This is a genomic window from Paenibacillus sp. FSL W8-1187 (genome assembly GCF_037965485.1).
Classification (GTDB): domain Bacteria; phylum Bacillota; class Bacilli; order Paenibacillales; family Paenibacillaceae; genus Paenibacillus_O; species Paenibacillus_O pasadenensis.
Window position 1 is genome coordinate 1,489,124 of record NZ_CP150181.1, and the last position, 22,285, is coordinate 1,511,408.

16 protein-coding genes are annotated in these 22,285 nt (G+C 66.0%); 10 read left to right on the plus strand and 6 right to left on the minus strand.

Going from position 1 to position 22,285, the window contains the following annotated elements; translation table 11 throughout:
- Positions 1-439: 439 nt before the first annotated feature.
- The gene (locus tag NYE40_RS06405; protein ID WP_028600413.1) at positions 440-1,609 is read right to left on the minus strand and encodes a MalY/PatB family protein; all 1,170 of its coding nucleotides are present in this window, start codon (positions 1,607-1,609) and stop codon (positions 440-442) included.
- A 216-nt stretch (positions 1,610-1,825) separates the two neighbouring features.
- On the opposite strand from NYE40_RS06405, the gene NYE40_RS06410 reads away from it, so the two are divergent.
- Positions 1,826-2,509: a L,D-transpeptidase family protein gene (locus NYE40_RS06410; RefSeq protein WP_240479068.1), complete on the plus strand. Its 684-nt coding sequence runs from the start codon at positions 1,826-1,828 to the stop codon at positions 2,507-2,509.
- Between the two features lie 21 nt (positions 2,510-2,530).
- Here NYE40_RS06410 and NYE40_RS06415 read toward each other — a convergent pair whose 3' ends face one another.
- Genes NYE40_RS06415 through NYE40_RS06430 form a run of 4 tightly spaced genes read right to left on the minus strand, consistent with a single transcriptional unit; the run spans position 2,531 to position 7,215 of the window.
- Positions 2,531-3,700: a Ger(x)C family spore germination C-terminal domain-containing protein gene (locus NYE40_RS06415; RefSeq protein WP_339279589.1), complete on the minus strand. Its 1,170-nt coding sequence runs from the start codon at positions 3,698-3,700 to the stop codon at positions 2,531-2,533.
- Positions 3,697-4,794: a GerAB/ArcD/ProY family transporter gene (locus tag NYE40_RS06420; protein ID WP_339279590.1), complete on the minus strand. Its 1,098-nt coding sequence runs from the start codon at positions 4,792-4,794 to the stop codon at positions 3,697-3,699. The genes NYE40_RS06415 and NYE40_RS06420 overlap by 4 nt, the downstream gene beginning before the upstream one ends.
- A complete protein-coding gene (locus NYE40_RS06425) occupies positions 4,791-6,158 on the minus strand; it encodes a spore germination protein (RefSeq protein ID WP_339279592.1) in 1,368 nt (455 codons plus the stop codon). Before NYE40_RS06425 ends, NYE40_RS06420 begins: the two co-directional genes overlap by 4 nt.
- 37 nt (positions 6,159-6,195) lie before the next feature.
- On the minus strand, positions 6,196-7,215 hold the full coding sequence (locus NYE40_RS06430; RefSeq protein WP_339279594.1) for a helix-turn-helix domain-containing protein: 1,020 nt from the start codon (positions 7,213-7,215) through the stop codon (positions 6,196-6,198).
- A 152-nt stretch (positions 7,216-7,367) separates the two neighbouring features.
- Between NYE40_RS06430 and NYE40_RS06435 the strand changes: the two genes are divergently transcribed.
- From NYE40_RS06435 to NYE40_RS06455, 5 genes are all read left to right on the plus strand, one after another.
- A complete protein-coding gene (locus tag NYE40_RS06435) occupies positions 7,368-9,524 on the plus strand; it encodes a glycoside hydrolase family 52 protein (RefSeq protein WP_339279595.1) in 2,157 nt (718 codons plus the stop codon).
- Positions 9,502-11,565 carry an alpha-glucuronidase family glycosyl hydrolase gene (locus tag NYE40_RS06440; protein ID WP_339279597.1) on the plus strand — a complete coding sequence of 688 codons (2,064 nt, stop codon included), beginning with the start codon at positions 9,502-9,504 and terminating at the stop codon, positions 11,563-11,565. Before NYE40_RS06435 ends, NYE40_RS06440 begins: the two co-directional genes overlap by 23 nt.
- 131 nt (positions 11,566-11,696) lie before the next feature.
- Positions 11,697-12,593, plus strand: a complete 897-nt coding sequence (locus NYE40_RS06445) for a Nif3-like dinuclear metal center hexameric protein (protein ID WP_339279598.1) — start codon at positions 11,697-11,699, stop codon at positions 12,591-12,593.
- A 12-nt stretch (positions 12,594-12,605) separates the two neighbouring features.
- Positions 12,606-13,766: a glycosyl hydrolase family 8 gene (locus tag NYE40_RS06450; RefSeq protein WP_339279600.1), complete on the plus strand. Its 1,161-nt coding sequence runs from the start codon at positions 12,606-12,608 to the stop codon at positions 13,764-13,766.
- An 86-nt stretch (positions 13,767-13,852) separates the two neighbouring features.
- On the plus strand, positions 13,853-15,436 hold the full coding sequence (locus NYE40_RS06455; protein WP_339279601.1) for a response regulator: 1,584 nt from the start codon (positions 13,853-13,855) through the stop codon (positions 15,434-15,436).
- Between the two features lie 128 nt (positions 15,437-15,564).
- Here the strand turns inward: NYE40_RS06455 and NYE40_RS06460 are convergent, their stop codons facing one another.
- Positions 15,565-16,566 carry a LacI family DNA-binding transcriptional regulator gene (locus NYE40_RS06460; RefSeq protein ID WP_339279603.1) on the minus strand — a complete coding sequence of 334 codons (1,002 nt, stop codon included), beginning with the start codon at positions 16,564-16,566 and terminating at the stop codon, positions 15,565-15,567.
- A gap of 421 nt (positions 16,567-16,987) precedes the next feature.
- Between NYE40_RS06460 and NYE40_RS06465 the strand changes: the two genes are divergently transcribed.
- The 4 genes from NYE40_RS06465 to NYE40_RS06480 all read left to right on the plus strand — a co-directional run bounded on the left by NYE40_RS06465 (position 16,988) and on the right by NYE40_RS06480 (position 22,285).
- On the plus strand, positions 16,988-18,361 hold the full coding sequence (locus NYE40_RS06465; RefSeq protein ID WP_101808703.1) for an extracellular solute-binding protein: 1,374 nt from the start codon (positions 16,988-16,990) through the stop codon (positions 18,359-18,361).
- Between the two features lie 64 nt (positions 18,362-18,425).
- Positions 18,426-20,993 (plus strand): extracellular solute-binding protein, encoded by a 2,568-nt coding sequence (locus NYE40_RS06470; protein ID WP_339279606.1) that lies wholly within the window; start codon positions 18,426-18,428, stop codon positions 20,991-20,993.
- Between the two features lie 35 nt (positions 20,994-21,028).
- Positions 21,029-21,364 carry a hypothetical protein gene (locus NYE40_RS06475; RefSeq protein ID WP_339279608.1) on the plus strand — a complete coding sequence of 112 codons (336 nt, stop codon included), beginning with the start codon at positions 21,029-21,031 and terminating at the stop codon, positions 21,362-21,364.
- Positions 21,365-21,379: 15 nt separating this feature from the next.
- Positions 21,380-22,285 carry a sugar ABC transporter permease gene (locus tag NYE40_RS06480; protein WP_043111862.1) on the plus strand — a complete coding sequence of 302 codons (906 nt, stop codon included), beginning with the start codon at positions 21,380-21,382 and terminating at the stop codon, positions 22,283-22,285.

The window sequence follows — 22,285 nt, forward strand, 5'->3', positions numbered from 1 at the left end:
TGGGACTCTTGAGAGAGGGAGAGCCTTCGCGTCGGGACGGACCGAAGAGCGAAAGAAGCAGAATCGTCGGTGTCAGAGATGTTGTGAAATTAATCACAATGTCTTGATGGCTTTATCTTACCATCCGTCATCAGGGGACGCAAGGGGCATTCTCGCCGGATTATGGCGAGGCTGTGACAGTCGCCGCCAAGTCGTTTTCGGGCGCTCGGCTCCCGTATTCATACCCGCAGGCAAGCCTTTCGACGCAGCGTCTTCCAGCCGGCCGGAGGCATCTGCCGCGCGAAAAGGAAGAGCGGCGGCCAGAGCCGCTCCTGCCAACGGAAGAGCGGCACCCGGACCGTCCTGCCGACGGAAGAGCGGCCAGCGGACCGCTCATGCCGATGGTACAATACGGCCGTCGCCCCGCCTCCAGAGCGCTCCGCCGCCTGGCCCGCCTCCGCTAGCGCGAGGCGCGCAGCTCCTGCACGGCGGCGGCGATGCGGCGCGCCGCCTCCTCGGCCGTCGCCCGGCTGCAGGCGGCATTGAGCCGCATGAAGCCGGAGCCGCCCTCGCCGAACGAGGAGCCGGGGCTGAGCTGGATCCGGGCCTTTTCGAGGAAGAAGCGGTGCAGCTCCGGCTCCGCGAGGCCGAGGCCGCGGCAGTCGAGCCAGAGCAGGTACGTCCCCTCCGGCACGGAGGCGGAAATCTCGGGCGCGGAGCGGCGAAGCTCCTGGGCGAGGTACTGCTGGTTGCCGCGGATGTACGCGAGCGCCTCCTTGAGCCACTCCTCGCCGCCGTTGTAGGCTCCAAGGACGGCCGCGTGTCCGAGCGCGGACAGCGAGGCGAGCGCGCCTCGCTTCAGCTCGGCGGTGACGGCCGCGCGCAGCTGCGGATTCGGAATGATCATGTTGGACGTATTCATGCCCGCGATGTTGAACGTCTTGCTCGGCGACGTGCAGAGGAGCGCCAGCGCGGCCGCCTCCTCCGAGATCGAGGCGAACGGCACGAACCGCTCGTATGCGAGGTCCGCATGGATCTCGTCGGAAGCGACGAGCACGCCGTGGCGCGCGCACAGCTCGGCGAGCCGCAGCAGCTCCTCACGCGACCAAACGCGCCCGACGGGATTATGCGGGGAGCACAGGATCAGCAGCTTGACGCGCTCCTCGGCAAGCTGCTCCTCCAGCTCGGCGAAGTTCACCTCGTAACGGCCGTCGTCCCCGCGCAGCAGCGGGTTGAGCACGAGCTCGCGTCCGTTGTCCTCGACGACGGAGCGGAACGGCGGGTAGACGGGAGGCTGGATGACGACGGCATCCCCGGGCTGCGTGCAGGCGCGGACGATGACGGACAGCGAGACGACGACGCCGGGGCAGAAGCGCACCCATTCCGGCTGCGCCTGCCAGCCGTGGCGGCGGGACATCCAGCCGGCGACAGCCTGCTTGTACTCGGGCGTGACGCTCGTATAGCCGAGCACGCCTCTGCCGATCCTCCGCGCGAGCGCGTCCAGCACGCTCGGCGGCGCGGCGTAGTCCATGTCGGCGACCCACATCGGCAGGATGTCCTTGCCTTTGTGGAGATCCCATTTTTCGGAAGCGATGCCCTCGAAAGAAGGCGGGTTGTCGAACGTAGTCATCGAAAGGCTCCTCTCTGGCTTCGACCTGCGCAGGCTTCGCTGCAAGGCCATCTCGATCAGTCTATCGGAATGTCCGGCGAAAAAAAAGCCCGCGCCATCCCTCCCGATTATGCTGCCGCAAAGGCTCCGACGGCTGCCGAGGGATGGCGCGGCCGCGTTTGGGGAACCTTTGGATCCGGGTACGAAGAGGAAAAGAGGAGCAGAGGAGCGAGGCGCATGAAGCGAACAGGAAACGGCGGAGCCGGACGCGCGCTGGCGATCATGCTGGCCGGGCTGCTGGCGGGCGGAGGGACGGCGCAAGCGGCGGCGTCCGCAGGGTGGAAGGCGCAGGCCGAGAAGCAGGGCTCCAGCCAGGTCGTCGTCATCGACGCGGCGGGGCCGGACTCGTTCCGGGCCTCCTTCTCCTTTTATGAAAGGCAGGACGGCAAGTGGCTCCGCACGCTCGGCAAGGCGCCGGCGGTCGTCGGGAGAAGCGGCATCGGCAAGATGAAGGAAGGAGACGGCCGCACGCCGTCCGGCCTCTATCCGCTCGGAAAAGCGTTCGGCTCCGCCGGCAAGCCGCCCGGGCTGCGCCTCCCCTACACAAAGACGGACGGCTCGGACTTCTGGGTCGACGACCCGGCCTCGCCCGACTACAACCGCTGGATCCGCTCGGAAACGGGGCCGAAGGCGGAATGGGCCTCGTTCGAGCGGCTGCGTCAGCCGCTGTACCGCTACGCGGTCGTCATCGGCTACAACGAGCAGCCGGTCGTGCCCGGCAAGGGCAGCGCGATTTTTCTCCATCTGTGGCGTGGAGCGGACCAGCCGACCGCAGGCTGCGTCGCGCTGTCGGAAAGCGCCCTGCTCAAGCTGCTGGCCCGCCTGGACGCTGCGCGCAAGCCCGTGATCTTTATCGAATGAGCCCTAGCCCGGGGCGAAGCGTCAGGCCCGCAGAAACTCCAGTCCCGTATTGCGCATCTTGATCTTGAACGTGCAGCGGATGTCGCCCTGCCGGTACAGGTCCGGCCACTGATCCGGCTCGATGCGGTCGCGGAACCGGTTGCCGAAGCCGAAGATGTCGGACCCCGCTTTCTGGGTTTTGGAGATCAAGCCTTTGCTCAGCTGCTCGAGCTGCTCGGCGAGCTCCTCCTTGATTTCGTCCTCGCTGCGCCGCTTGGAATGCGATTTGTCGAGCAGGGAGACCGACAGCGAGATCTCCGCTTCGACGCGGGGCTTGCCGCCTGCGAGCCGGCTCCGGACACGGGTCTTGTTATGGACGATGTTGAGGTCGGAGCGGCTCATGAGCACGATCTCGGAATCGGTCAGACGCTTGGTCATCATCTCGTACAGCAGCGACTCGTCCATCGTCAGCCTGCCTGCCATATGGTCGCCCCGGAACATGGCGTTGCCGATCTGGACGAAGTTTTTCTTCTCCTGGCGGATCACCGGGATGAGGTTGGCGTGCATCGGGTTGTGCAGTTTCGCGTACACCTCCCACAGCATCGTCTTGTTTTTGCGCGGGATGCCTCCGGCATACGGCTCGAAATAAAGCTTCGTGTAGATGCCGGACAGTTCGCCTGCCGGATTCGGACTTTCGAAGACGCGCTTCATGCCGCCGTCGACGACGGCCACGACCGCATCGAGCGGCACCGTCCGCTCTCTCACCGCGAACTCAAGGTAAGGGAGCAGGCCGTACTGGGCGCTTTGCTCGTCCATAAACAAGGCGCGCGTCGAGGAGACGTCGATCGCCTTGGGCAGCCTGTACTGCACCCTGTTGACCGCGTCCATGACGGTGCTCCCTTCCTGGCTGATGGAGAAGAAGGTGCTCTTGTGGCCGCCGCCCGTCGTGCTCGTCACCGGGACTCGGAACCACACCTCCAGCCGCTCGGGCGACTTCACGTCCAGCCCCATCGCCCCGACGAGGAAGCGGTTGTCAACATCCTTGGAGTCCCAGCAGCCGCCGGCTGCCAGCAGGAGCAGCAGCGCCGCTGTTCCGCTCCATGCCGTCCGCAGCCGCGCCAGCGCCTTCGCCCGTCCCTGCTCCTTCCGTCCTTGCGCCTGCTCCCGGCGCCGTTCCGACGCCGGCGAGGCGGCCGGCTTTTTCGGCTTCATCTGGACTCCTCCTTCGCATTCTTCCTTTTGCCTGCGGCAAGCAGCAGCAGTGGAAAGGCGAACATCACATACAGCCGGATGACCAGGCTGTTGAACAGCCAGCTCTCGATGACGCGCCATTCCGGAATCCACGTCGCCACGGCGAAGACGGCCGCGCTTGCCGCCAGGACGAGCTTGCTCATGGGCAGCTTCGGCCACAGCCCGTGAGCGACGCTCCCGATCGTACGCAGCTTGAGCGCCATGACGACCAGGAGGCAGAACATCGTCGCCGACAGGAAGATCGACGTCAGATTTTCGAACACGATCCAATACTGATAGACGGAGTCCATCTTGGTCACGAACGGAAACGTCAGGTTCGAGCTCAGCTCCCGCCCGAACGTCAGGACGGGCAAGTAGACGAACGCCAGCACGAGAGCCGTGCCCACGCCGAGCGCCAGCAGATAGCCCTTTCGGAACGCCCGGCTGTCTTCCGCATCATAGCTGCCGCAGAGCGCGACGAACGCGAAGCCCATCCACAGGAAGGAGCCTCCGTAGAAGTCCCCGCTCAGCAGAAAGGCCGGATCCGCCCTCAGCCAAGGCCCGCCGTAGTACAGATGCGTGTTGATGAAGCCGACGAGCAGCAGGAACAGCAGGATGGCGTAGGCGAGCAGGAACAGCAGCCTTGCCGCGCGGAAGATCGGCGGCAGGCCGGCCGCGGCCAGCAGCGCCGCCGGCACGATCATGCCGTCGAGAAAGGGGATCGGCGTTGTCGGCAGCAGCGTCATCGTGACCAGCTCGGAAAACGAGCGGAGCATGACGATGACCGCTCCGGAAGCGAACAGAAGCAAGGGGAACACGAGCAGCCACGCGGGTACGGGCCCGAGCAGGCCGCGCGCGAACGGCAAGAGCGGCTGGCCCTTCAGCCCGCGGAGCAGACGGACGTAGAGCAGGCAGCTGGCGGCGGATGCGCAGGCCCATAGCAGGATCGGGAGCCACAGTGCTCCATCGGTGCTGTTGATGACCAGGCTCGGATACAGGAAGCCGCCCGCCGCTCCGAAATAGAGGCTGAACAGGCAGAAGTAGGCGTAAGCGGACCGTCGAGGCTGCTTCGTCATGCTCCCCCGCCTTTCTTCTTCAGCATCGTCGTCAAATAAGGCGTGCCGAACGACTCCAGGCAGCTGAGGTAGAAGACGAGGCAGACGAGGCAGAAGACGATGCCGAGCAGGCCGGCGACGGAGGCGCCGATGCAGACGAAATATTTCAGGATGCGATGCACGAGCCCCATCTGATAGTCGATGACGATGAAGTTCGTGATCGCGGTCGCCGCCACGATGATGACGAGCAGGTTGCTCACGATATTGGCCTGGATGATCGCCTGGCCGAGCACGACGCCGCCGACCATCGTGACGGTGGCGCTGATCGCCTTGGGCAGCCGGGTGCCCGCCTCCGTGATGAAGTCGATGATGATGAGCATGAGCATCGTCTCGATGAACACCGGATACGGGACGCCCTCCCGGCTGGCGGCTGCGGCGAGGCTGATCTCCAGCCGGTTGACGTCGACGTTGATCGAGGTGAGGGCGATGTAGAGCGCGGGCAGCGTCAGGTTGCAGAACATCGCCAGGAAGCGCAGCGCGTTGAGGAACACCGAGACGAACGGATTGACATAGCTGTCCTCGGGCGAATGCCAGAAATCGGTGTAGACCGCAGGCAGCAGCAGCGCGAACGGCATGCCGTCGAGCAGGATCACGATCTTGCCGCGGAGCAGGTCGTTGCTGACGCGGTCGGGACGCTCGGTCAAAATCGCCTTTGGAAACAGCCTCGCCCAGCGCTTCGTGTCGATCAGCCGGAGCAGCTCGCCGGTGTCCTGCACGCTCTGCACGTCCAGTCCGTCCAGCGCGTCCTGGACACGCTGCAGGCAGTCCGGATTGACCTTGTCCTCGGCATACATGATGGCCGCCTTGGTGCGGGTGGCCGTGCCGATATCCGAGATCAGGCACTTGAGCTTCGAGCTGCGGAATCGCTGGCGCACGAGCGCCGTATTGACCTCCAGGTTCTCGTTGAAAGCATACAGCGGGCCTTGCAGCACGTTCTCGGTGAACGGCGAGCTGAGGCTGCGCTGCTGCACTTTATGCAGGTTGAGCACGAGGCCATGCGAGGAGCCCTCCATGCAGAGCACCGCCATGCCGAGGCAGATGGCGTGCTCGGCGCTGTCCGCCTGGGCTTCCTGGAGCGCGGTGCCTTCGTATTGGCTGAGCCGCGATTCCAGCGTGCCCGCCTCCTCGGAGACGACGAAGCGGAGCTTGGCGGGCGAGGCGAGCGTGGACAGGTAGCACAGGCATACTTCCCGGCCGCCGTCCTCGCCGATCTTGACGCATATATAGTCGTGGGCATCGGCGAACAGGAGCGCCAGCTCCTTGTTCAAGGAGCGAGCCGGCTCGTCGACGGTCCACTTATGAAGGCTGGCGAGCAATGCCGGCATGGCAGAACCTCCCTTGGCAGAAAGTGCTATTCGGGAGTTAGTCTGTGCCGCCGCTGTCGGAACTATGCAGATGAAGCCGGCGATAGGCGGACGGGGAGAGGCCGGTCCAGCGCTTGAACTGGCGGCTGAAATGGGCGATGTCGCGATAGCCCAGCACCGAGGAGATCATCTGGATCGAATGCCGGGAATCCGCGAGCAGCTGCTTGGATTCATGCAGCACGAGCGAGGACCAGTACGCCCGCGGCGACTGGCCGTACACCTCGCGGAACACGCGTCCGCAATGCGAGGCGCTGATGCCGAGCTCGGCGGCGATCCGCCCCAGGCCGCCCTGGCCGTGGCCGCCCGCGCCGTCCTCCTCGCCGTCCTCCCCGCTGCTCCCGGCGCCGGCCCTGGCCGCCCCCGAGGCGCCAGCTGCGGCCGCTCCGCTGCGGCCGCCGGCGTGGCGGAAGTTCAGGCTGGCGGCGCTCTGCAGCCGGGCGGCGATCTCCTGCGCCAGCTCCTCCTTGGCGTGCGAGGGGCGGGGGAGCAGCAGCGATTCGGCCGTGATCGCGTCCCACAGCATCGCGAACAGCTCGAACGCGGCCGCCTGCAGCCGCATCCGCGCGGCGACCGAGCCGGGGCCGCCGCCCTGGCCGGGCTCGAGCATCTTGCGCAGCACCGGGCTCGCCTTGCGGGCCAGCTCGCTCTCCGCGCGGAACAGCGTCTGGTCGAGCCGCCCGAGCAGCGGCAGGAACAGCCGGTCATCGAGGTCGAAGTGCAGGCAGAAATAGTCGAACGGCAGGCCGTCGCCGCTGCGGCTGCTGTGCAGCTCGCCCGGACGGATGAGCAGCAGGTCGCCGGGCGACTGGACGAGCTCGCGCCCGCCGACCGTCATGATCTGGCTGCCCGCGAGCAGGAAGTTGATCTCGTACTGGGGATGCTGATGCGGCGGATAGGACCAGTCCCCGCGCACCTCGCGCCGGTGGATGCCAAACAGGTTCAGCGTCGTCTTCACATCCGCGAACATCGTCTCGGACAGGACGGCTCCTCCGCCAGGAGCCGCAGCGGCGTCAGCCATTGGCGTGTCATCCTTCCTTGGGCCGCAGCCCTTTTATTTCAGTATACGACTTGGCTTGATTTGGGTAAATAGTCGCCGGATTTGACCATTTCCGCCCTATCCATGCCGTGTTAGGATAAATGTAATCGCTTTCAAGGAAGGGGCTGTACCGCTTGTCCGACAACCGGTTCTACAATGCTCATCACGCTCCGATCGGAGCTTTCGCCAGCTTCACGCTCGGCTATCCCGGCGCCAAAGGAGGACTCGGCCTCGAGCTCGGCCGGCCGGCCGACCAGAACGTCTACATCGGCCTCCAGTCGCGCGACGGCTCGCGCTATGAGGCGCTGCCGTTCTACGGCGCGCTCGGTGACGAGGCGGCGCGTTACGACGTCGAGAAGAAGGGCGGAGGCGGCCCGTCCCTGCTGCAGCCGTTCGACTTCGACGGCATCCGCCGCAGCCTGACCGCAGGGCAGGACGTCTGGGAGGCGGGCGACCTGACGTTCCGCATCCTGTCGCCGGTCCGACCGGTGCCGGATCCGGCGGCGGCCTCGGAGGAGGAGCTGAAGGCGGCGCTCGTGCCGGCCGTATTCGCCGAGCTGACGGTGGACAATACGGCGGGCAGCATCCCGCGCCCGGCGTTTTTCGGCTATGAGGGCAACGACCCGTACAGCGCGATGCGCCCCGTCGAGGGAGACGGCTTCTCCGGCGTCGGGCAGGGACGCATCACGGCCATCGCGGCGCCGCATGCTCCGGGCGTGCGCACCGGCTTCGGCTTCTCGATGGAGAGCATCCTGACCGCGCGCCACGAGCAGCATCTGACGTTCGGGCTCGGCGGCACGGGCGCGCTGCTGCTCGACACGCCGGCGGGCGAGCGGTGCACGTTCCGCTTCACGGTCTGCTTCTACCGCGGCGGCATCGCGACGTCGGGACTGGACGCTTCCTATTTGTATACGCGCTGGTTCGGCCGCATCGAGGACGTCGCGGCTTACGCGCTGGAGCATTACGAGGAGCTCGCCGCCTCCTGCCGCGCCGCCGAGGCGCGCTGGAGCGGGGACGGCTTGTCGGCGGACCAGCGGTTCATGCTGGACCACGCGATCCACAGCTACTACGGCAGCACGCAGCTGCTCGACGTGGACGGCGAGCCGATGTGGATCGTCAACGAGGGCGAGTACCGGATGATGAACACGCTCGACCTGACGGCGGACCAGTTGTTCTTCGAGCTGGAGCTGAACCCGTGGACGGTGCGCAACGAGCTCGACTGGTTCGTCAAGCGCTACAGCTACCGGGATACGGTGCGCTTCCCCGGCGACGCCGAGGAGCATCCGGGCGGCATCGCCTTCACCCATGACATGGGCGTTGCCAACGTATTCTCGCCGCCGGGCCGCTCGGCCTACGAGCTGGCGGGCATCGACGGCTGCTTCTCCTACATGAGCCACGAGGAGCTCGTCAACTGGCTCTGCTGCGCCCTCGTCTACCTGGAGCAGACGGGAGACCGCGAGTTCCTGGAGCGCGCGCTGCCGGTGCTGCAGGACGGATTAGAAAGCATGCTGCGCCGCGACCATCCGGACCCGGCGCAGCGGAACGGGCTGATGGGCCTGGACAGCTCGCGCACCGACGGCGGAGCGGAGATTACGACGTACGACAGCCTCGACGTGTCGCTCGGCCAGTCGCGCAACAACATCTATATGGCGGGCAAATGCTGGGCGGTGTACGTGGCGCTCGAGAAGCGCCTCGCCGCCGAAGGGCTCGCCGGCCTCGCGGCCGAGGCGGGCGCCCAGGCGGATCGCGCGGCGGCGACGATCGCGGCGCAGCTGAACGATCGCGGCTACATCCCCGCCGTCATCGGCGAAAACAACGACTCGCGCATCATCCCGGCGATCGAGGGATTGGTATTCCCGTACTTCACAGGAGCGCGGGACGCCCTCGATCCGAACGGACGCTTCTCCGTCTACCTGGCGGCGCTTCGGACGCATCTGGCGACGGTGCTGCAGGAAGGGACCTGCCTGTTCCCGGACGGCGGCTGGAAGCTGTCGTCGACGAGCGACAACTCCTGGCTGAGCAAGATCTACCTCTGCCAGTTCATCGCCCGCGAGATTCTCGGCCTCCCGTGGGAGGAGCAGGGGGCGGCGGCCGACGCGGCCCACGCCGCCTGGCTCAAGCATCCGGAGCTGTCGTACTGGGCGTGGAGCGACCAGATTCTCGCCGGCGAGATCATCGGCAGCAAATATTATCCGCGCGGCGTGACCGCGATCCTGTGGCTGCGCGAGAGCGGCAGCCGCGCGCTCGCGGCGGAAGGAGGCGAGCGCGATGCGGCAAGCCGCGCAGGCTGAGCCGGGCAGCGGCTACGACGCCTGGCTCGGAGCGCCGCCGGCGAGCGGCGAAGCCCGGCGGCAGGCGCTGGATCGCATGGCGTATCTCCATGCTCCCGAGGAGGCGGCGCCGATCCGTGCCGCGCTGGCGGAGCTGCGCGCCGCGGCGATCGGCCTGACCGGCCGCGAGCCGCAGTCGGTACTGCCGCCCGAGGGCGGACGCGGCATCGTGCTCGGCACGCCGGCCGGCTGCGCCGAGGCGGCCGATGCTGCGGACGGCCTGCCGGATGATCCGGCAGGCGAGAGCTACCGGCTCGTCGAGCGCGGCGGCCTGCTCGTCGTCGCCGGCTCCGGCCCGGCCGGCGTGCTGTACGGCGCGTTCCACCTGCGCCGCCTGCTGCGCTCCGGCGCGCCGCTCGCCGGGCTCGACATCGCCGAGCGGCCGGCCAACGCGCTGCGCATGGTCAACCAGTGGGACAACGCCGACGGCAGCGTCGAGCGCGGCTATGCGGGCCGCTCGATCTTTTACCGGGACGGGGAGTTCGTGCCGGACCGCACGCGCATCCGCGACTACGCCCGCCTGCTCGCCTCCGCCGGCATCAACGCGCTGTCGATCAACAACGTCAACGTGCATGCCCGCGAGACGCGCTTCATCGGCGAGGAGGATCTGCCGAGCGTGGCTGCCGTGGCCGGCATCCTGCGCGGCTGGGGCATCTCCCTGTACTTGAGCGTCAATTATGCCGCGCCGGTCGAGGGCGGCGGCCTGGAGACGGCCGATCCGCTCGACGAGGGCGTGCGGAGCTGGTGGCGCGAGGCGGCGGACCGCATTTACCGGCACATCCCGGACTTCGGCGGCTTCCTCGTCAAGGCCGACTCCGAGTTCCGGCCGGGTCCGTTCACCTACGGGCGCGACCATGCGGACGGCGCCAACATGCTGGCGGACGCGCTCGCGCCGCATGGCGGCCGGGTCGTCTGGCGCTGCTTCGTCTACGACTGCCGCCAGGACTGGCGCGACCGCGGCACCGACCGGGCGCGCGCGGCGTACGATCATTTCAAGCCGCTGGACGGCCGTTTTCGCAGCAACGTCTTCCTGCAGGTCAAGAACGGCCCGATGGACTTCCAGGTCCGCGAGCCGGTGTCGCCGCTCATCGGGGCGGTGCCGCGCACGAACCTGCTGGTGGAATTCCAGATCGCTCAGGAGTACACGGGCCAGCAGCGCCATCTGTGCTACCTCGTGCCGCAGTGGAAGGAAGCGCTCGACTTCGACACCCGGCTGAAGGGCGCGGGCTCGACCGTGAAGCGGATCGCGAGCGGCGAGCTGCACGGCCGTCCGGCGGGAGGCCTCGCCGCCGTCTCCAACATCGGGGACGACGCCAACTGGACCGGGCATCTGCTCGCGCAGGCGAACCTGTACGGCTTCGGGCGCCTCGCCTGGCAGCCGGAGCTGTCCGCGGAGGAGATCGCGCGCGAGTGGGCGGAGCTGACGCTCGGCGACCGCCCGCAGGCGGCCGACGCCGTCTGCGGCATGCTGGCGCGGTCCTGGAGCATTTACGAGTCGTACACCGCTCCGCTCGGCGTCGGCTGGATGGTCAAGCCGAACCATCACTACGGCCCGGACGTCGACGGCTACGAGTATTCGATGTGGGGCACGTACCACTTCGCCGACCGCGACGGCATCGGCGTCGACCGCAGCTCGGCGAGCGGCACCGGCTATGCGGCGCAGTATGCCGAGCCGGTCGCCCGCCTGTACGAGTCGCCGGAGACGACGCCCGACGAGCTGCTGCTGTTTTTCCACCATGTGCCGTACACGCATCGGCTGCGCTCGGGCAAGACGGTCATCCAGCATATCTACGACTCCCGCTTCGAGGGAGCGGAGCGCGCGCAGGGGCTGCTGGCCGATTGGGAGTCGCTGCGCGGCCATGTGCCGGAGCCGGCGTACAGCGAGACGCTGGAGCGGTTCCGCCACCAGGCGGAGCATGCGCGCGAGTGGCGCGACGTCCTCAACACCTACTTCTGGCGCAAGAGCGGCATTCCGGACGATCGGGGCCGCAGGATCTACTGACTGGATTTACGGACTGAATTTACGGACTGGGCCTTCGCAGCGAGCGCGCTCCTCGGTGGTAAAAACGGCACTGAGCAGCGCCGCAGCGGCGAAAGTCGAGCGCTGAAGAAGAGCACAAGGAGGGACCGCCCATGACATGGACGATCGGCGAGGCCGTGCGCCGGCTGCTGCAACTAGAGCTGGACGAAGCCCGGCTCGGCGAGCCGGCAGCAGGCGGCTCGGCCGCCGGGCCCGACAGCCGGGGCAATCTCGGCCAGCCGGCCGCCGGAGCCGGCAGCGCGCCTCTGTCAGCCGGCGCGGACGGCCTGCTGGCCGGCGATCCGCAGCGGACGCTGACCGGCGTCGCCGTCTCGTTCGCCGCATCGCTGGACGCGCTGGAGCGGGCCGGGGACGTCGGCGCGAATCTGCTCGTCGTCCATGAAGGGCTCTACTTCAGCCATCATGCGGACGCCGCATGGACGGCGCGCAGCGCGGCCGCGCAGGCGAAGCGCCGCCGGATCGAGGCGAGCGGCATCGCCGTCTGCCGCTGGCACGACGGCCCGCACCGGCTGCGGCCGGACGTCATCACGGCAGGGCTCGTGCGCCGGCTCGGCTGGGAGGACGCCGTCGTCCGGACGCTGCCGGAGGCGACGATCATCCGGCTGCCGGAGCCGCTGAGCGCGGCCGCGGCGGCGGAGCTTGCCAAGCGCCGGCTCGGCGCAAGCGGCGTGCGCGCGGCAGGCGACCTGGCGCATCCGTGCCGGACGGTTGCGGTCACGGTCGGCTATCGCGGCGGCGGCGAGCTGGCCGCACGGCTGTATGAGGAGCACGGAGCGGAGCTGCTGCTCGCGGGCGAAGGCCCGGAGTGGGAGGCGCCGGAGTACGTGCGGGACGCGGTCCGGCTCGGACGCCGGATCGCGCTGCTGTACGTCGGGCACGCCGCGAGCGAGCAGCCGGGCATGGAGCTGGCGGCGGAGCGGATCGGCAGGATGCTGCCGGGCGTGCCGGTTCATTTTTTGAACGAGCGGGACGGAATCCAGACGATCTGAGGGGGAATCGGCATGACGGAAGCGAGCACGGGCACGAAGGCTGGAGCGTTCCACACCGGAACGTACCGCAGCGTATTCCGCGAGGCGGGCTACGGAGAGGAAGAGATCGCCGCGCGGCTTGAGCAGACGTGGCGAGAGCTGTTCGAGGACGGCGACGAGACGCGCATCTACTACGAGACGGACGACGGGATGGGCTACCTGCTCGATACGGGCAATCTCGACGTGCGCACCGAGGGCATGTCGTACGGCATGATGATGGCCGTGCAGCTCGGCCATAAGGACGTGTTCGACCGCATCTGGCGCTGGAGCTGGCAGTACATGCATATGAAAGAAGGACCGGGAGCCGGCTACTTCGCCTGGTCCTGCCTGCCGGACGGCACGCGCAACTCGAACGGACCCGCTCCCGACGGCGAGGAGTACTATGCGCTCGCGCTGCTGTTCGCCTCGCATCGCTGGGGCGACGGCGAGCATCCGCTCGACTACGGCGTCAAGGCGCGGGAGCTGCTGAGCGTCTGCATCCACAAGGGCGAGGACGGCGACGGCGACCCGATGTGGAACCCGGACAACAAGCTGATCAAGTTCGTTCCGAACTGCGAGTTCAGCGACCCGTCCTACCACCTGCCGCATTTCTACGAGCTGTTCGCGCTGTGGGCCGACCCGGCCGACCGGCCATTCTGGCAGGAGGCCGCCGCGGCGAGCCGGGCGTACATCCGCCTCTCCTGCCATCCCGAGACGGGGCTGGCGCCGGAATACGCCCATTACGACGGCACGCCCAACGACGAGCGCGGCTACGGCAAGTTTTTCAGCGACGCCTACCGCGTCGCGGCCAACATCGGCCTGGACTGGGAGTGGTTCCGCGCCGATCCCGAGCAGCCGGCGATCGCCGGCCGCATCCAGTCGTTCTTCGCGGACAAGGAGCCGGACGACTACCGGCGCTATCAGATCGACGGCACGCCGCTCGAGGAAAAATCGCTTCATCCGGTCGGCCTGCTCGCGACCAACGCCGCCGCCTCGCTGGCCGCGGAAGGAGAGCTCGCGCTGGAGACGGCGCGCCGCTTCTGGGAGACGCCGGTGCGCACCGGGGAGCGCCGCTACTACGACAACTGCCTGTACCTGTTCGCCATGCTGGCGCTGAGCGGGCGCTACCGAATCTGGATGCCGGAGCGCGCATAAGCGGCCGCGCCGGCAGGCGGCGGCCGAGCTCGGGCGGGAGGCCGCCGGGCGGATCGCATTCCCATTCCTACGGAGGAGGTATTGCCATGCACAAGGTCATGCTGGTCGACGACGAGGGGTATGCGCGGCAAGGACTGAGGACGATGATCGACTGGGAGGACTGCGGCTTCGAGGTATGCGGGGAGGCGGAGGACGGCGAGGAGGCGCTGCGCCTGATCGGCGAGCTGTCGCCGGATCTGGTCATCACCGACATCCGCATGCCGGAGGTGAGCGGGCTGGAGCTGATCCGCTCGGTGCGCGAGCAGGGCAACGACAGCGTCAAGTTCATCATCGTCAGCGGCTACGGCGACTTCGCCTATGCCCAGCAGGCGATCAAGTTCGGCGTCCGCGACTTCATCCTGAAGCCGGTCGACGACGGCGAGGTGACGGGAGCGCTGCGGGAGCTGGCCGGACAGATCGAAAAGGAATCCCGCGATCCCGGCGCGGCCGTCCCGCCGGTCCGCGCCGCGCTCGACAAGCTGCTGCGAGGCGACGCGCCGGCGGAGGCGGGAGCCGAGTACGCCCGCCTGCTCGGCGTGCCCCAGTCCGCTCCATGCGGCTATCTGCTCGTCGAGGCGCACTGCCCGGCGATGAGTCCCGAGCCGGCCGCGGAGGACGCCGAGGCGAAGGACAGCCTCGGCGCGGCCATTTCGGCGGCCGCGGCCTCGCTCGGCCTGAAGCATGATGCGAGCTGCGTCGACCGGCCGCGGCCGGGGCTGTACGGCCTCGCCGTGCATCTCGCTCCGGCCGATGCCGGCACGACGCTCGAAGGGCTGGCCGAGCGGCTGGCCGCCCGGCTCGGTAGCCGGCTCGGGCGGCCGTTCACCGTCTATGCGGGCGGCCAGGCCGAGTCGGCGGCCGGTCTCCGCGTCTCCCGCCAAGAGGCGATGGAGGCGATGCAGTACCGGTTCGCCTATCCGGAGCGGCGCGCGCTGTGCCGCAGCGCGCTGCGGGGCGAGGAGCTGCGGCGGATGGAGTTCGATCCGAGCGAGCATGCCGAGCTGAACGAGCTGCTCGAGGACGGAGACCAGCTGCGCCGGCAGGAAGCGGTCCGCCGCATCTTCGAACGGTTTCGGGAGCAGCGCTTCGCTCCCGACGCCGTGCATCACGCGATCAGCCGCTTCGCGTTCGGCGCGATTGCCGCGATCCGCTCGCTCGGCGGCGACGAGAAGGAGCTGCGCTCGCTCGAGCCGCTGCTCGCCTGGCGCGACCGGCCGCTGTCGCCGGACGGCTTGCGGGAGCGGTTCGCCGCGTTCGCCGAGGAGAGCCGGGAGCTGACCAGCCGGCTGCGCAGCAGCGGCGCCAAGGGAGACATCGCCCGCATCAAGCAGTACATCGACAGCCGGTTCCACGAGGAGATCAGCCTGAAGAGCATCGCCGCCCGCTTCTACCTGAACCCGGTCTATCTCGGCCAGCTGTTCAAGAAGAGCTACGGCGTCTACTTCAACGACTATCTGCTCCAGCTGCGCATCCAGCAGGCGAAGCTGCTGCTGCGGCAGACGGAGAAGCGGGTGTACGAGATCGCCCGCAGCGTCGGCTTCGACAATCCGGACTACTTCATCTGCAAGTTCGAAAAGGTCGAGGGCAAGTCGCCGACCTCCTACCGCAACGAGCTGAAGACGGGTTCATGAAGGAAAGCGGATGGATGGAACGCGCCTCGATCATGGAATAAGGACCGGAAGCCTGAAACACTCAGGCTCCGGTCCTTATTTCTTTAAAACAAGGCCTTGCGGACGGAGCCTCGCTCCGAAAAGCGCGTTCAATCCTGAAGGACCAGATCCCCTCTTACGAGCTTCCGTTCATAGCTGGATGAAGGATTCAGAACTCGCCACAGCAGCTGGTCGACCGCCCGCTTGCCCAGCAGCTCCTCGTTGACGCTGATGGTCGCCTTGCAGGCCTGGGGCGGGCTGACGTTGTCGAATCCAGTAAAGACGACCTTGCCGTCGACAGGCAGTCCGATCCGCTCGAACGACTCGATCGTATAGTTGACGTAGAAGTCGTTGGCGCATACGAACACTTCCGGCAGCTCGCGCGAGGCGAACGTCTCCTCGAGCGTCGCGTAGAACTCATCCAGCCGGTGGTCGAGCAGCGCGGGCAGCTGCTCCTGCGGAATGCCGCTGTCGGCCAGGGAAGCGTTGAACTCCAGCCAGCGCTCCCGGTAGCTGTGGGCATCCTTGATGTTGCCGATGAACTGGAACTTCCGGTATCCGCGATGGATCATCGCGTTCATCATGTCCCGCATGCCGGCGAAGTTGTCGGTGAACACCGTGTCGCAGTTGAAGCTCGGATCGAGATGGTCGACCATGACGATCGGAATGTTCAGCTTGCGGATGTCGAACAGCGTCGACGTCGAGACGTTGCCGATCGTCAGGATGCCCATGATTCCTTCCGGGTTGAGCAAGGAGAACATGGACTCGTCCTGCGGCTCCGTCAGCGTCAGGATATTGATTTTTTTCTTGCTCAGGCTCGCGGAGATGCCTTCGAAGATCGGCCCCCAGTAGGAGGATTCGCGGTTCTGGTGGCGGACGTTAGGGAACAGCACCAGGATCGTTCCGGACCAGGTCCGCACGTCGAGGTCGACCAGCTCGTTGAAAACGGCGACCGGCTCCTTGAAATATCCCATCGTTCCCGCTGTCTTCAAGATCATTTCCCTCGTCTGCGTGCTGACGCCCGGCTTTCCCGACAACGCCCGCGATACGGCATATTTCGATAGGCCGGTCTGATCTGCGATTTCTTGAATGGTCACTTTGCCCCGCATCATATCATCCTCATCTTCATCAACTTCAGTCTCAAGTTCCCCTAAAAGAAATTAGGTTGAACTAACAATTTGTTATGTTATCAACATACCATCGGCTGGCTGATGGTGCAACCCAAAGGTTTATTCGGTCAATAAAGGATTTCGGCGGAAAAAAGGACGAATGAAGCCGGTTGGATCAAGATCGAAGCCGGTCGAATCGAGCTGGCGGGATCATCGATTCTGGAAATTCGAGGGATATAAAGCGTTTTCAAAATTTATCTTGACCTTTCCAAATTTAAGAATTATGATCCGTTATGAAAATAAAAATAACAAAACCTAAGGGGATGATAACAAAAGGGCCGGAAAGGCGTTTTTGTTCCACGAGGTTTGCAAGCGCTTCAAAAAGGATGGCGCGCATTCATCAATCATTTTGGGAGGGTTCGGGATGAAGAGAAGACCGAAGATGGGCCTGGTGCTGGGGATGAGCCTCACGCTGCTGCTGTCCGCATGCAGCGGCAACAACGGAGGCGGAGCGGCGACGAACGGAGCGGCCGCGACGCCGGGCAGCGAGCCGGCCGCCAGCGCGGCTCCGGCCGAGACGGCGGCGCCGGAGGCGGCTCCGCCTGACCTGGGCGGACGCGTCCTCAAGTTCGCCGCCTGGTGGGATCTCAAGCCGGCCGGCAACACGGCCTCGGAGAAGGAGCGGCTGGCGAAGATCGCGGAAGTCGAGAAGAAATACAACGTCAAGATCGAGTTCGTCAACGTTCCGTTCGAGGAGTACATGCCGAAGTTCACGGCGACGGTGCTGACCGGCGAGCCGTTCGCCGACATCATGCAGATGGAATACAAGTCGGCGCTGCCGGCGGCGCTCAAGGGCCAGCTGCTGAAGGTCGACGAGTTCACCTCTCCCGAGGACGACATCAACCAGGAAAAGAAGCTGATGGTGCGGACGCCGGCGATCGCCGGACAGGAGTACGGCTTCGACAATCCGGGCATGGCCGGCTCCGGCATCCACTACAACCGCGACCTGTTCAAGAAGCTGGGCCTGCCGGACCTGCAGGAGCTGTACGCCAGCGGACAGTGGAACTGGGACAAATTCCTGGAGATCGCCAAGCAGGCGACCAAGGACACGGACAACGACGGCAAGACCGACACGTACGGCTTCTCGGGCTGGTCGATCGACATCGCCCGCAACTTCGTCGCCGCCAACGGCGGGGCCTTCGTCGACCCCGAGAACAAAGCGGAGGGCTTCACGAATCCGAACACGATCGAGGCCGTCGAATTCGTCAACAAGCTCTACAACGTCGAGAACGTCGTCAAGAACAAGACGGGCGACCGGATGAACTACGAGGAGTTCAACACGTTCAAGGACGGCGACGTCGCGATGTTCCCGGCGCCGATCTGGGCGGTCAATAGCGAGCTGCCGTTCGACTTCGGCGTCGTGCCGTTCCCGGTCGGCCCTCACGGCAGCGACAAGTTCACCTTCGCGGACAGCGGCAGCGCGGCCAAGTTCATTCCGAAAGGGGTCAAGGATCCCCAGCTCGTCTACAAGATCTACGAAGAGACGTTCGACATCGCCCAGACCGAGGACTTCCCGGGGCAGGAATGGCTGGAAGGCCAGTACAATCATGAGGAAGACATCATGATGATGAAGGACAACATCAACGGCAAGGGGCAGATCGTGCTCGAGGACGCGTATCCGGACTACCCGACCGGCAAGTTCCTGACGGACATCCTGGTGAACAGCCAATCGGTGACCGCTTCGGCGCAGAAATACAAGCCGGAGGCCGAGGCTTCCATCGGCAAACTCGGCAATTGACCGCATCGAACGGCCAGCAACGGGGGAGCTTGCGCTCCCCTTTTTTCGTGAAGGGAGGATTCGGGTGAACATCAGCCATCGTCGAAAAAAGAACGCCCCGGTCCGCTTGGCCGCGGCGGCGCTGAGCCTGGCGCTGCTGCTGCCGCTCGGCCTGCCCCCTGTCCGGGCGGAGCAGGCGCAGCCGCCTGACGCCACGAGCGCCGCGGCCGAGCCGTCCGCGGAGCACGGCGCGGCCGCGATGCGCGAGCGTCATTACGCGGCTTATTTGGCGGAGCACGAGGAAGCCAAGGCGCCGGGCGAAGAGATCGTCCTGCAGGCCGCCCAGGCGAGCCGCTGGGAGGGAGAGGGCTTTCGGCAGCTGCAGGACTACGAGGGGATGGACGGCGTCTCGCTGCTGACCGGCGAGTCCGGGGCGGCCGAATGGACCTTCGACGTCAAGGAGGAAGGCTTGTACCGCATCAGCCTGCTCTACTACCCGATCGAGGGCAAAAGCTCGGCGATCGAGCGCGCCTTGTCCATCGACGGGGAGCGTCCGTTCCGGGAGGCGGGCTTCCTGCAGTTCGACCGGATCTGGGACAATGTGCAGGATCAGGTGCAGCGGGACAACCAGGACAACGACCTGAGGCCGAACCAGGGCGAGGCGCCTAGGTGGAGCGAGGCGCCGTTCGCCGACTCCGACGGCTACGAGAACGAGCCGTTCCAATTTTATTTTTCCGCCGGGACGCACACGCTGCGGCTGGAGTCGACGCGCGAGCCGATGGTGATCCGCCAGCTCAGGCTGCATCAGCTGCCGTCCCCGCCGACCTACTCCGAGTGGATCGCCGAGCAGGAGAGCTCGGGACGGGCGGCGACGTCCGGCCGGCTGGTCACGGTGCAGGGAGAGGCCGCATCCGCGAAGTCGTCCCCGACGCTGTATCCCGTCAGCGAGCGGGCGAGCGCCGCGGTCACGCCGTACAGCAGCTCGAAGATCCGCATCAACGCGATCGGCGGCTACAACTGGCGCATCCCGAACCAATGGCTCGAATGGGAAATCGACGTCCCGGAAACGGGCCTGTACCGGATCGCCTTCAAGTCCAAGCAGAACTTCGTCCGCGGCATCTACTCGACCCGCAGGCTGACCATCGACGGCGTCGTGCCGTTCCGCGAGATGGAGAACGTGGCGTTCCGCTACAAGAGCGGCTACCGCATCGACGTGCTCGGCGGCGAGGAGCCGTATCTGTTCTACCTGGAAAAGGGAACGCGGACGCTGAGGCTGACCGCCTCGCTCGGCGAGTTCGCTCCGCTCATCCGCGAGGTCGAGGACAGCCTGTTCAACCTCAACGCGGCGTACCGCAGCATTCTGATGATCACGGGCAATACGCCGGACCCGTTCCGCGACTATCAGGTCGACCGCAAGATTCCCGGCTTGATGGAGTCGCTGCAGGCCGAGCGCGACCGGCTGCAGGCCGTCTCCGCTCGCATCGTCGAGCTGTCGGGAGGCTCGGGCGACCAGGAGGCGCTGCTGGACACGATGGCGGAGCAGCTCGAGTCGATGATCGGCGAGCCCGATACGATTCCGAAGCGGCTGGCCGCCTACAAGACCAATACCGGCGGCCTCGGCACCTGGGTGCAGAAGGCGCGCGAGCAGCCGCTGCAGATCGACGAGCTGTACGTCGCTTCCGCGGACGTCGAGCTTCCCCGCAAAGGAATGGGCTTCGGCGCGAAGCTGAAGCATGAGGCGCTGACGTTCCTGAGCTCGTTCTTCACCGATTACAACCAGATCGGCAACGTATCGAAGGACGACGAGCAGCGCAGCGTCACGGTATGGATCGGGAGCGGCCGCGACCAGGCCAATACGATCAAGGCGATGATCGACGAGACGTTCACGGCCGAGACCGGCATCGGGGTGAACCTGAAGCTGGTGAACATGGGCACGCTGCTGCCGGCGACGCTGGCCGGCCAAGGTCCGGACGTCGCGATGCAGATCGGCAACGACCTGCCCGTCAATTTCGCCATGCGCAACGCGGCCGAGGATCTGACCCGCTTCCCCGACTTCGAGGACGTGCGGGATCGGTTCCGCCCGAGCGCGATGGTGCCCTACAGCTATGGCGACGGGGTGTACGCCTTGCCGGAGACGCAGACGTTCAACATGCTCTTCTACCGCAAGGACGTGCTGCAGGAGCTTGGCCTCCGCGTGCCGCAGAGCTGGGAGGACGTCTCGGAGATGCTGGCGGTGCTGAGCAAGAACCATATGCAGTTCGGCCTGCCGCCCGTCGTCCAGGGGACGGTGCAGGGGGAGAACGTGCCGCCGAACTCGCTGTACGCCGCGCTGCTCTATCAGAACGGCGGCCAGTTCTATCGGAACGTCGGCCGGGAGTCCGATCTGGACTCGCGCACCGGCATCGAGACGTTCAAGGCGTGGACGGAGTTCTACACCGACTACAAGCTGGAGAAGGAATTCGACTTCGCCAACCGGTTCCGCACCGGACAGATGCCCGTCGGCATCGCCGACTATACGACCTACAACCAGCTGTCCGTCTTCGCGCCCGAGATCCGCGGCATGTGGGGCTTCGCCCCGATCCCCGGCACGCCCGGAGCCGGCGGATCGCTCGACCGCTCCGTCCCGAGCGGCGGCAGCGGCGTCGTCTGCTGAGCAAGGCGCAGGACAAGGACGCGGCGTGGACGTTCATGAAGTGGTGGACGAGCGAACAGACGCAGACGAAGTTCGGCCGCGAGATGGAAGGGCTGATGGGAGCCGCCGCCCGCTATCCGACCGCCAACATCGCCGCGCTCGACAGCCTGCCCTGGCCGGCGGAGGACTACGCCAGCCTGAAGCGGCAGTTCGAGTGGGTGAAGGGAGTTCCCGAGGTTCCGGGCGGCTACTTCACCGGACGCCATCTGTTCAACGCCTTCTACAAGACCGTGAACGGCGGCGTGGAAGCGCGGGAATCGATCATGGACTACGTCCAATACATTCAAGACGAGATCCGGACGAAGCGCAGCGAATTCGGATTGCCTCGCTAGAGGAGGGAAGCGATCATGCAGACCTGGTGGAGCATGAAATGGAAGGAAGTCAAGACGAGCCGGCAGTCCTATGCGATGCTGGCTCCGTACATGATCCTCTTTTCGGTGTTCACCGTGCTTCCGGTGCTCATATCCATCGTACTCAGCTTCACCTATTTCAACATGCTGGAATTTCCCAAGTTCATCGGCTGGCAGAACTATACGCGCCTCTTCCTCGAGGACGACGTCTTCCTGATCGCGATGAAAAACACGCTGCTGTTCGCCGTCATCACGGGCCCGGTCAGCTACATGGCCTGCTTCGTATTCGCCTGGATCATCAACGAGCTGTCGCCGAAGCTGCGGGCGTTCATGACGCTCGTCTTCTACGCCCCGTCGATATCCGGCAACGTCTTCTTCATCTGGCTGATGATCTTCTCCGGGGACCGCTACGGCATCATGAACGGGATGCTCATGAAGCTCGGCATCCTGCTGGAGCCGATCCAATGGCTCAAGACGGAAGCCTACATCCTGCCGATCATCATCCTCGTGCAGCTGTGGCTGAGCCTCGGCACCGGCTTCCTCGCGTTCATCGCCGGCCTCCAGACCGTCGACCGCACGCTGTACGAGGCCGGGGCGGTCGACGGCATCCGCAACCGCTGGCAGGAGCTGTGGTTCATCACGCTGCCGTCGATGCGGCCGCAGCTGATGTTCGGAGCGGTCATCCAGATCACGACGGCGTTCGCCGTGGCGGACGTCTCGATCGCGCTGGCCGGATTCCCGAGCGTCAACAACGCGGCCGCGACGATCGTCACGCATCTGATGGACTTCGGCACGACGAGATACGAGATGGGCTATGCGTCCTCCATCGCGACCGTGCTGTTCCTGATCATGGTGGGAGCCAACCTGCTCGTCCAAAAACTGCTGCGCAAGGTAGGTGAGTGA

Coding starts and splice junctions, on each gene's coding strand:
- NYE40_RS06450 (WP_339279600.1), top strand. CDS start 12,606: ATGACGGAAGCGAGCACGGGCACGAAGGCTGGAGCGTTCCACACCGGA.
- NYE40_RS06445 (WP_339279598.1), top strand. CDS start 11,697: ATGACATGGACGATCGGCGAGGCCGTGCGCCGGCTGCTGCAACTAGAG.
- NYE40_RS06475 (WP_339279608.1), top strand. CDS start 21,029: ATGAAGTGGTGGACGAGCGAACAGACGCAGACGAAGTTCGGCCGCGAG.
- NYE40_RS06455 (WP_339279601.1), top strand. CDS start 13,853: ATGCACAAGGTCATGCTGGTCGACGACGAGGGGTATGCGCGGCAAGGA.
- NYE40_RS06465 (WP_101808703.1), top strand. CDS start 16,988: ATGAAGAGAAGACCGAAGATGGGCCTGGTGCTGGGGATGAGCCTCACG.
- NYE40_RS06480 (WP_043111862.1), top strand. CDS start 21,380: ATGCAGACCTGGTGGAGCATGAAATGGAAGGAAGTCAAGACGAGCCGG.
- NYE40_RS06405 (WP_028600413.1), bottom strand. CDS start 1,609: ATGACTACGTTCGACAACCCGCCTTCTTTCGAGGGCATCGCTTCCGAA.
- NYE40_RS06460 (WP_339279603.1), bottom strand. CDS start 16,566: ATGATGCGGGGCAAAGTGACCATTCAAGAAATCGCAGATCAGACCGGC.
- NYE40_RS06415 (WP_339279589.1), bottom strand. CDS start 3,700: ATGAAGCCGAAAAAGCCGGCCGCCTCGCCGGCGTCGGAACGGCGCCGG.
- NYE40_RS06440 (WP_339279597.1), top strand. CDS start 9,502: ATGCGGCAAGCCGCGCAGGCTGAGCCGGGCAGCGGCTACGACGCCTGG.
- NYE40_RS06410 (WP_240479068.1), top strand. CDS start 1,826: ATGAAGCGAACAGGAAACGGCGGAGCCGGACGCGCGCTGGCGATCATG.
- NYE40_RS06420 (WP_339279590.1), bottom strand. CDS start 4,794: ATGACGAAGCAGCCTCGACGGTCCGCTTACGCCTACTTCTGCCTGTTC.
- NYE40_RS06430 (WP_339279594.1), bottom strand. CDS start 7,215: ATGGCTGACGCCGCTGCGGCTCCTGGCGGAGGAGCCGTCCTGTCCGAG.
- NYE40_RS06425 (WP_339279592.1), bottom strand. CDS start 6,158: ATGCCGGCATTGCTCGCCAGCCTTCATAAGTGGACCGTCGACGAGCCG.